This is a genomic window from Tepidiforma thermophila (genome assembly GCF_002563855.1).
GTDB classification, from domain to species: Bacteria; Chloroflexota; Dehalococcoidia; order Tepidiformales; family Tepidiformaceae; genus Tepidiforma; species Tepidiforma thermophila.
Genome location: NZ_PDJQ01000001.1, coordinates 2,685,345 through 2,694,677 on the forward strand (window position 1 = coordinate 2,685,345; position 9,333 = coordinate 2,694,677).

The 9,333-nt window shown below is 69.8% G+C and carries 10 protein-coding genes; 3 read left to right on the plus strand and 7 right to left on the minus strand.

Features of this window, described 5'->3' with window-relative positions:
• Window positions 1-8: 8 nt before the first annotated feature.
• The 5 genes from A9A59_RS13075 to A9A59_RS13095 form a co-directional block, all read right to left on the minus strand.
• A complete protein-coding gene (locus A9A59_RS13075) occupies window positions 9-1,067 on the minus strand; it encodes an NAD-dependent epimerase/dehydratase family protein (protein WP_098504691.1) in 1,059 nt (352 codons plus the stop codon).
• 76 nt (window positions 1,068-1,143) lie between these two features.
• On the minus strand, window positions 1,144-2,331 hold the full coding sequence (locus A9A59_RS13080; RefSeq protein WP_098504692.1) for a hypothetical protein: 1,188 nt from the start codon (window positions 2,329-2,331) through the stop codon (window positions 1,144-1,146).
• A complete protein-coding gene (locus A9A59_RS13085; protein ID WP_165772736.1) occupies window positions 2,328-2,933 on the minus strand; it encodes an RNA polymerase sigma factor in 606 nt (201 codons plus the stop codon). Before A9A59_RS13085 ends, A9A59_RS13080 begins: the two co-directional genes overlap by 4 nt.
• Before the next feature lie 94 nt (window positions 2,934-3,027).
• Window positions 3,028-3,675, minus strand: coding sequence for an orotate phosphoribosyltransferase (locus A9A59_RS13090; protein ID WP_165772737.1), 648 nt, complete (start codon window positions 3,673-3,675; stop codon window positions 3,028-3,030).
• A gap of 89 nt (window positions 3,676-3,764) precedes the next feature.
• Window positions 3,765-4,745 (minus strand): 2-hydroxyacid dehydrogenase, encoded by a 981-nt coding sequence (locus A9A59_RS13095; protein WP_098504695.1) that lies wholly within the window; start codon window positions 4,743-4,745, stop codon window positions 3,765-3,767.
• An 83-nt stretch (window positions 4,746-4,828) separates the two neighbouring features.
• Between A9A59_RS13095 and A9A59_RS13100 the strand changes: the two genes are divergently transcribed.
• From A9A59_RS13100 to A9A59_RS13110, 3 genes are all read left to right on the plus strand, one after another.
• On the plus strand, window positions 4,829-6,088 hold the full coding sequence (locus A9A59_RS13100; protein ID WP_098504696.1) for a Glu/Leu/Phe/Val family dehydrogenase: 1,260 nt from the start codon (window positions 4,829-4,831) through the stop codon (window positions 6,086-6,088).
• 62 nt (window positions 6,089-6,150) lie between these two features.
• Window positions 6,151-7,410 carry an MFS transporter gene (locus tag A9A59_RS13105; protein WP_098504697.1) on the plus strand — a complete coding sequence of 420 codons (1,260 nt, stop codon included), beginning with the start codon at window positions 6,151-6,153 and terminating at the stop codon, window positions 7,408-7,410.
• A gap of 30 nt (window positions 7,411-7,440) precedes the next feature.
• Window positions 7,441-7,662, plus strand: a complete 222-nt coding sequence (locus A9A59_RS13110) for a hypothetical protein (protein WP_098504698.1) — start codon at window positions 7,441-7,443, stop codon at window positions 7,660-7,662.
• Here A9A59_RS13110 and A9A59_RS13115 read toward each other — a convergent pair.
• Entirely contained in the window at window positions 7,610-8,038 is a 429-nt protein-coding gene (locus A9A59_RS13115) for a VanZ family protein (RefSeq protein WP_098504699.1), read from the minus strand. The genes A9A59_RS13110 and A9A59_RS13115 overlap by 53 nt on opposite strands.
• On the minus strand, window positions 8,035-9,279 hold the full coding sequence (locus A9A59_RS13120) for a hypothetical protein (protein WP_133117629.1): 1,245 nt from the start codon (window positions 9,277-9,279) through the stop codon (window positions 8,035-8,037). Before A9A59_RS13120 ends, A9A59_RS13115 begins: the two co-directional genes overlap by 4 nt.
• Between the last annotated feature and the right edge of the window lie 54 nt (window positions 9,280-9,333).

A 9,333-nucleotide genomic window follows, 5' to 3' on the forward strand; every position in this document is an offset into this window, starting at 1 on the left:
CGGGCGGGTCAGCTGAGGCGGCGGAGGATGGCGAGGGCGCCCTTCTGCCAGGCGACGCGGTGGGTGACGCCGGTGTCGTAGCGGCCTTTGTTTTCGATGTACCAGTCCCAGGCGCGGATGAGCGCTTCGGCGTTGGAGTATTGCGGCTGCCAGCCGAGGAGCCGTTTCGCTTTGTCGACTTCGACGTAGGAGTCGCGCCACATGGTGCCGTAGTGCCAGGCAGCGAGCGGGGAGAGCCGGAGCAGTTCGAGGACGCGGAGAGCGAGCTCGCCGGGCCGGGCCGGCAGGTGCCACAGGCGCGAGCCGGAGCCGGCGTGGTCGAAGAGGGCCTGCATGTCTTCGTTGAGGGTTTGGAAGCGGTCTGCGCCGACGTTCATGGTTTCGTTCACGACGTCGGGGCGGGTGGCGGCGCGGACGATGGCATCGACGAGGTCGGTAACTTCGAGGAGCTGGTAGTGGTTGGTGCCGTTGCCGAGGAGGGGGATGCGGCGGCCCTCGGCGATCCATTCGAAGAGGATTTCGAAGACGCCGAGCCGGCCGGTGCCGAGGAAGGTCTTGGGCCGGATGATGTTCACTTCGAGGCCGCGGGCCTGGTAGTCGCGGCAGAGCTGCTCGCCGACGACCTTGGAGGCGCCGTAGTGGCCGAGGGGATGGAGGGGCGAGGTTTCGTCGATCGGGTGGATTTTGGGGACGCCGTAGACGGCGGTGGAGGAGATAAAGACAACGCGGCGGATGCCGGCCTTGAGCGCCTCGTGGAGGACGTATCGGGTGCCACGGACGTTGGTGGCGTAGATTTTGCGCTTCGAGACCTGGATGGGGAGGGCGGCGGCCGCGTGGATGACGACGTCGACGCCCTCGAGGGCTTGGCGGATTGCCTCGCGGTCCTGGACGTCGCCCTGGATGAAGGTGACGCGGTCGGCGATATCGGCGTCATCGGGCGGGAGGGGGACGATGTCGAAGAGGACGGGGTGGATGCCGTCATTGAGGAGGCGGCGTGCGATATGAGAGCCGAGGAAGCCGGTGCCGCCGGTGATGAGCCAGCGGGACGGGGCGGAGGGAGTGGTCATGCGGAATCGCTCTGCCTGCGGGGTGTGATGCCCTCAGGGTGCGCCACCGGCGGGGGATGCTCAAGCGGATGGGGGCTCAGGGGGGCGGTCCGAGGACGACGACCGTGGCGATGAAGGTGCCGGTGCGGGGATCGAAGCCGCCGGCGACGGCCGCGCTGTAGCCATCGAGGCTGGCCCCGGCGCGGATTTCGGCGACGGAGAGGCCGCTCTTCCCGGGCAGGATGCGGAAGCCGGGGCGGAGGCGGACGTTCACTTCTCCGGTGGCGGTTTCGAGGGTGAAGCCGTCGGGGGAGGCTGCGCGGATCGTGCCGGCGATGCGAGCGAGCCCGCGGTGGGCGCCGGGGCCGCCCTGGTGCGCGTCATCGCCGGCGAGGCGTTCAAGCCGGAACGGGCCGCCGTCGTGGTCGGCGAGGCGGACGCGGGTGCCGAGGGGGGAGCCGGTGGCGGCGACGACCTGTTCGAGGGAGCCGGCATCGACCTGGACGAGGGCGCGGCGGCCATCGGGGAGGATGACGATGGCGCGGCCGTCGCGGCCATCGCGGCCGATCGCGACGAGGGCGAGCATGCCTTCGGGCATTTCGGGGAGCGCCCGGAGCCGGTCGAGGGGGCGATGGTTGCCCGCGGGGAGGTCGACCGCGGCGATGGCGAGGGCCTGGCCATCGACGGCGATGCGGCCCTTGCGGGCATCGCGGACGATACCGGTCACAATGACGGCGGCGCCGGGCGGGGGCGGTGCCTGGAGCGTAACGCCCGAAGCATCGAGGAAGGCGGCGCCGGAGGCTGCGACGGTGACCGGGCCCAGGTCGGGGCTGGTGATAACGACGCGGTCGGGCGCGGATTCGGTGACGACGCCGGAGAGCTGGACGTAGTCGTCGACGCCGAGCGCCTGGACTTCCCGGGCCCCCTGGAAGGGACGGGTCGCGAGGAGGGCAACAAAGGCGACGAGGAGCAGCGCGGCCAGCGACCCGGCGAACTGGAGGCGGCGGCCGGCGAACAGGCGCGCAACGAACGAAGGGCGGGCCGCGACGGTCCGCACCTCGACCGGGGCGGGGCGATGCGCGGCGAGGTGGCGCTGAAAGCGGGCGCGGGCGGCGGGCATGGCGGCATCGGCCTCGCGGGCGACTGCCTCGCGGACGGCGCGGAGTTCGCCCCGGGCGGCGAGGAGGGCTTCGAGCTCGGCGCGCTCGGCAGGGTCGGCCTCGGGCGGGATGACGCCGGTTTCGAGGGCGCGCTGGAGGAGGTCGGCGAGGCGGTCAGGCGTCACGATGCACCGCCTCCGCTGAGGTAGTGTGCGCCGCCGAGGGCGCGCTGGAGGGCAGCGAGGGCGCGTCGCTGGAGGTTTTTGACGGCGTCTTCGGAGCGGTCCATGAGGACTGCGGTCTCGGCGACGGATTTATCGAGGATGAAGCGGAGGCGGATGACCTCGCGTTGGTCTTCAGTGAGTTCGGCGAGGGCGCGGGCGAGGTCGCTGCGGAGGTGGACGCCGGGCGCGGGGTCGGCCTCGGCGAGCATTCCGGCGAGGTCGGCTGCTTCGAGGTCATCGGAAGGCCCGCGGCGAATGCGTTTCTTGATGGCATCGCGTGCGAGGTTCCGGGCGATGGCGAGGAGCCACGCCTGGATGGGGACGCCGCGGTAGTCGAAGGTATCGGCGCGGGCGTAGGCGGTTTCGAAGACCTGGGAGGCGAGGTCTTCGGCCTCCTGGGGGCTGGCGAGGCGGAAGCGGAGGTAGGCGTACACGGAACGGTAGTGGCGCTCGAAGAGCGTTTCCCAGGCGGCGGGGTCGCGCCGGGCAGCGCGGGCTGCCAGTTCAGCATCGGCGACGTCGCCAGCCCGGTGGTCATGGGCGCCTTCCCCCGGTTCGCACACAGCGGGATTCACTGTACGTATGGCCGGGGGAAGGCAAAAGGTGACGGGCCTTTACCGGGGGAAGGGCCGGGTGAGGGCGGGCGTCTGCCGGCGGTCAGCCGCCGTTGCGGGAGGCGAGGTACTCCATGGTGGCGCGGTACTGGTCTTCGGTGATGTGGCCGGCCGACATGAGGTAGTTGGCGATCTGCTCGAGGGTGAGGATGGAGATGAGGTTGATGCCGGCGGCCTTGAGGGCCTGGCGGCCGCCTTCCTGGCGGTCGATGAGGGTGACGGCGTCACGGACGACGAGGCCGGCGGATTCGAGGGTTGCGGCGGTCTGGAGGATGGAGCCTCCGCCGGTGATGAGGTCGTCGATAATGAGGCAGCTCTGCCCGCGGACGTAGATGCCTTCAATGACATCCGCCTTATCGGTATGCGGGGGGTGGATGTAGATCATCGGGACGTTGGCGAGGAGGGAGAACGCGGTGGCGACGTGCAGCCCGCCGAAGGGGACGCCGGCGACGAGGGTGAAGGGGTGGACGTGGGGGTTGCGCATCGACATGAGGGCTTCGAGCTCCTCTTTGATGATGCGCGCGCAGCGGTTGAGGGCTTTGGGGTTGGAGATGAGGCGGCGGAGGTTGATGTAGATGGGGGAATGGACGGCGGTGCGCCCGAGGGTGAAATCGCCGAATTCGATGGCGTCGAGTTTCCAGAGTTCTTCGGCGAGCCAGAGGTTGCCTGGCGCTTTGGAGGATTTGCTCAAGGGGCACCCCGGGGAAGCTGGGAGCAGCGGCCGCGACTGTGCACGCTATGTAAGGCTCTTTTTTCGTTTGTGCGGCGTTATGTGTCAAGTTAGCCGCGGGGGCGGGGCGGGCGATTCACGGGGTTGGGCGGCTCGCGGCCCTCCAGGACGGCGAGGATGTTGGCGGCGGCCATCTCGGCCATGCGGGCGCGAGTGGCGCGGCTGGCGCTGCCGATGTGTGGCGTGATGATGACGTTCGGGAAGCTGTAGAGGGGGTGGGTGAGCGGGAGGGGCTCGGGCTCGGTGACATCGAGGGCGGCGCCGCCGAGGCGGCCGCTGCGCAGGGCTTCGACGAGGGCATCCTGGTCGACGATACCGCCGCGGGCGGTGTTGACGAGGATGGCGCCAGGTTTCATGGCGGCGAACGCCGCCGGGCCGAGGAGGTGGCGGGTCTCCGGCGTAAGCGGCGTGTGGAGCGAGACGAAGTCGGACCCGGCGAGGAGGCTGTGCAGGTCGCAGAATTCGAGGCCGAGGTCGGCTTCGAGGGCGGGTTTGCGGGTGCGGGAGTGATAGAGGATGCGCATGCGGAAGCCGCGGGCGCGGCGGGCGACGGCCTCGCCGATTTCGCCGAGGCCGACGATGCCGAGGGTGGCGCCGAAGAGGTCGGTGCCGAGGAATGCCGTGGGCGACCAGGTTTTCCAGCCGCCGGCGCGGGTATCGCGGTCGGCTTCGACGACGCGGCGGGCGGCGGCGAGGAGGAGGGCGAAGGCGAGGTCGGCGGTCGTCTCGGCGAGGACGCCGGGGGTGTTCGTGACCCAGACGCCGGCTTCGGCCGCGGCGGCGGGGTCGATGTTGTCGTAGCCGACGGCCATGTTGGCGACGATGCGGAGGCGGGGCGCGCCGGCAAGCATGGCAGGGGTGATGCGGTCGACGACCATGGTCATGGCCGCATCGCTGCGGGCGAGGGCGGCGGCGAGGGCATCGGGCGGGGGCGGGAGTTCGCCGGGCCAGACCTCGACGGTATGGCCGGCGGCTTCGAGCTGTGCGACGGCGGTGCCGGGAATTGCCCGGGTAATGAAGACGTGGCCCATGGCCGACAAGTTTGGCGTGGTGACAGCGGGAACGCGAGCCGGGGTGTAGGCTTCGCGCGACCCTGACCATGGGAGGCGCCGGAATGACGACGACGAGCGAACCGCGGCATGTGTCGCCGACGGAGTCGGTGCTGCAGAGTGTGATTGCAGCGGCCGACCGGCTGCGGACGCCGCCCGAGGTGGTGGATTTGCTGCGGACGTCGTGGCGGGAGGTGCGGGCGCAGGTTCCGGTGCGGATGGACGACCGGACGCTGCGGATTTTCGAGGGGTACCGGGTGCAGCACAACGGGGCGCGGGGCCCATACAAGGGCGGGGTGCGGTATCACCCGAAGGCGGACCTGGACGAGGTGCGGGCGCTGGCGATGCTGATGACCTATAAGTGCGCGCTGATGGACCTGCCGTTCGGGGGTGCCAAGGGCGGGGTGATGTGCGACCCAACGCACATGAGCGAGACAGAGCTGAACCGGCTGACACGGACGTACACCCAGCACATCGGGATGGTGCTCGGGGTGAACCGTGATATCCCGGCGCCGGACATGGGCACCAACCAGCAGACGATGGCGTGGATGATGGATGCCTACGGTGCGCGGTACGGGTACACGCCGGGGATTGTGACGGGGAAGCCGGTCGAGCTTGGCGGGAGCTACGGGCGGGACCAGGCAACGGGGCGCGGCGTGGCGATCTGCATGCGGGAGCTGGCGCGGATGGAGCGGGTGGCGCCGCAGGATATCCGGGTGGCGATCCAGGGGTACGGGAATGTGGGCAGCTGGACGGCGCGGATCGCGAGCGAGATGGGCTTCCGGGTGATTGCGGTGAGCGACGTGAAAGGGGGCATCTGGAACCCGGAGGGGATCGACATCGCGGCGCTCGACCGGTGGTTTGCGGTGGCCGGGAGCGTGGCGGGATTCGAGCCGGCGGACCCGATTACCAATGAAGCGCTGCTGGAGCTCGACTGCGACTACCTCGTGCCGGCAGCCATCGGCGAGGTGATCACGGAGGAGAACGCGGCGCGGGTGAAGGCTCGGGTGGTGGTGGAGGCGGCGAACCACCCGGTGACGCCGGCGGCGGACGCCATCCTGCGGGCGAAGAAGGTGCTGGTGCTGCCGGACATCCTTGCGAATGCGGGGGGCGTGACCGTCTCGTACTTCGAGTGGACGCAGAACATCCAGCAGTTCCGCTGGCCGCTCGAGCGGGTGCTGGATGAGCTCGAGAAGCGGATGGTGGCGACCTTCGACGAGCTGATGACGCGGGCGGCGCGGGACGGCACGCAGCCGCGGGAGGCGGCGTTCGATATCGGGCTGGAGCGGGTTGCGCGGGCAATCCAGCTGCGGGGGTTCGTGTAGGGGGACGGGCGAGGCACCAGACCGCTGGCAGTGGCAGCCGGCATTCGGTTAGGATGCGGTGAATGATTTCGGCATGGGCTGCGCGGACGTTCAAGGCGCTGGAGTACCGGCACTACCGGGTGCTCTGGATCGGGACGTCGCTGGCGTTCCTCGCGTTCATGATGTCGTCGGTCGTGCAGGCGGTTGTCGCGTTCGAGCTGACGGGGCGGAACGGGGCGGTTGGGTTCGTATCGCTCGGGATGGGGCTGGCGACGATCCTGGTGTCGCCGTTCGGGGGTGTGACGGCGGACCGGCTGCCGAAGCGGCGGCTGCTGTTTATCGGACAGTCGATCATCGGGCTGAATTTTGCGGCCGTCGGCCTGCTGATCGTGTTCGACCTGATCACGATTCCGCTGCTGGCGCTTTCGACGCTGGTAATGGGGGCTGTCTTCTCGTTCATCGGGCCGGCCCGGCAGGCGTGGATTGGGGAGCTGCTGCCGGCGCACGACCTGCCGAACGGAATTGCGCTGCAGCAGGTTGGGATGACGCTGACGCGGGTGATCGGGCCGTTCGTGGCGGCGGGCCTGATCAGCGTTTCGTTCATTGGGACGGGCGGCACCTACCTGTTCATGGCGGGGCTGTTCGTGTTCGTGGTGCTGACGCTCTCGATGCTGCCGCCGTCTCAGGCGGTGGCGCGGGGCGGGCGGTCGTTCCGCGATGACATGGCGCTGGGTGTGCGGCACATCCGGGCCCGGCCGCGGCTGATGCTGGCAGTGGTCACCTTTATCGGGGTGATCATGGCGGGGTTCTCGTACTTCGTGGTGCTGCCCGGCTTTCTGGAGAATGAGCTGGGGCGGTCGTCGAAGGACATGGCGCTCCTGATGGCAGCCGGGGCAGCGAGCGGGTTCGTGGTGTCGGTCGGCGTGGCGGGGGCAGCGGGGTCGCGGCATGCGTGGTCACTGATGGCGGCGGGCGGAGTCGTGCTCGGGCTGTCGCTTGTGCTGCTGGCGAGTGCGCCGAACTTTGGCGTCGCGCTCCTGGCGATGCTCGCGATCGGTGCGGGCACCGGGGCGTTCCAGGTGCTGAACAACGCGATTGTGATGCGGGAGGCGGAGCCGGCGTACCACGGGCGGGTGATGTCGCTGACGATGCTGGCCTGGGGCGTGAACGGGCTGGTGGCGTACCCCTTCGGGGCGCTGGCGGACTGGATTGGCGAGCGGGAGACGCTCGGGGTGATGGCGGCGGGGGTGCTGGTGATCGTCGCGGGTGCGTGGTTCGCATCGCTGCCGCTGCGTGGAGCCGCAGCGGAGGGTGCGCTACCGCGGCCGCTGGGCGGCGACTAAGCTTGTGCCGAACGACGGAAAGGAGCCGCCATGGGACGGGAAGAGATTGCCGCGCTGATCGCCATCCTTGAGCGGGCGCGCGAGGAAGGGCCGGGGAGCCCGGTCATCGGGACGTGGAAGATCCAGTTCGATAAGAAGCGCGGGGCGTTCGTGTTCGACAAGTGTGAGAACGAGGGGTACTGCGAGGAGCGGCCGGCCGTCATCGCGCTGAACGGCGAGGTGCTGGACCCGGGCGGTCCGCTGTTCGGCTGAAGCGGGCGGTGCGGATGCGGTGCTGGAGGGCCGCCGCCGCGACGCCGAGGGCGGCCCCGGCGGCATCGGCAAGGACGTCGAGGAGCGAGGCATCGCGGCGCGGCACGAACGCCTGGTGGAGTTCGTCGGAGATGCCGTAGGCGACGGAGAGGAGCCAAGCGGCGGCGAGGAGACGGCCGGTGAGCTGCCGGCGCAAGCGCACGAGGAGATTCAGGGCGAGGAAGCCGAAGACGGCGTACTCGACGATGTGGGCGAGGGTCGAGCGGAGGTCGTTGGCGCGCGGCCCGGGCGGATTGGGGAAGCTCGAGAGGACGAAGATGAGGGCCGCCCAGGCGAGGAGGGCCAGCAGCCACGGGCGGACACGGGCAGCGGTCATGGCGCGGTCGGCTCGAGCGCGGCGACGACGGCTTCGAGCTGGGCGCGGCTGGTGATGCCGCGGGCGATGCGGAGGAACTCTCCGATGTCGTTGGTGCGCTGCCAGAGGGTTTCGAAGAGCGGTCCAATGGGGTTGGAGGACTGGGGGCTATCGGCGTAGGTGCCGTAGAAGGCGAAGTACGCCTGGTTGATTTTGCGGATTGGGATGCCGTTGTCGGCGAGGTAGCGGCGCTTCTGCTCCATGAGCTGCTCGGCCTCGGCGATGCGGCCCTGCGCGAGGAGGTCGTCGACGGCGAGGCGGAGGGCGCGCATCTCGGCGTTGAAGTCGATTTCGGGGTTGCGGTTCGACGGAGGGCCGGAGCCGTCTTCGCCGGGCGGGAGGTCGATGGGGTAGCGGAGCATGACGAGGCGGGCGAGTTCGCGGCCGGCAATGGAGGCGACGGTTTCGTTCAGGACTTCGGCGTCGCCGCCTTTGCCCCACTGCTGGCCGAGAGGGTAAAAGGCCAGGTAGTGGTGGACCCACTCGTGGGCGGCGGTTTCGAGGACGGCGGCGTAGGAGCGGTCATCGCGGACGATTGCGGGATAGGCCGCGAGCCCGCCGAGTGACAGGACGATGGAGACGGTATCGGGGGTGCCGGCGCGGGCTTCGATGCGTTCGATATCGGCGAGGGTGAGGCCAGGCTGGAGGAGAGTATCGCTGAGGCGCTCGATGCGGTCGCGGGGGGAGCGGACGAGGAGGCGCGGGGGGCTGGTGAGTTCGAAGGCGACGGGCGGCCAGGTGAGTTCGATGTCCCGGAACAGGGGGAGCGGCCGCTGGAGCCCTGCGGAGCCGATGACCTCGGTAAGGGCCTGTGTGATGAACCGCTCGACGTCGTTCTCGTACGTGGCGCGTTCGTTTTCGAGGGCTTCGACGAGGCGGGTGTCTGGCTGTTCTTTGGCGAGCTCGGCGCGGAGGCGGGAGGTGAGGGCGAAGTACTGGCGGATGGCGTCTTCGTTGGCCGCTGCGGCGGGTTCGGGGCGGATGCCGGCGATGCGGGCAAGGGCGGGGACGACGGTTTCGGCCTGCCAGCGCCAGAGGTGGTAGCGGTGCTCGGCGAATTCGCCGCGCGGGACAACGAGGGCGGATGCACCCCCGAGGAGGATGCCGAGCACGCCGGCGAGGATGAACAGCAAGAGCCAGGCGCGGGGGCGCCATGGTTCGAGGTCGACGGGCGGACCAGCGGCGGGTGCTCTTGCGGCCATGGGCACACTGTACCGCGGCCGGGGGGCGGGGGAGGGGCAAGGAGCGGGCGCTAC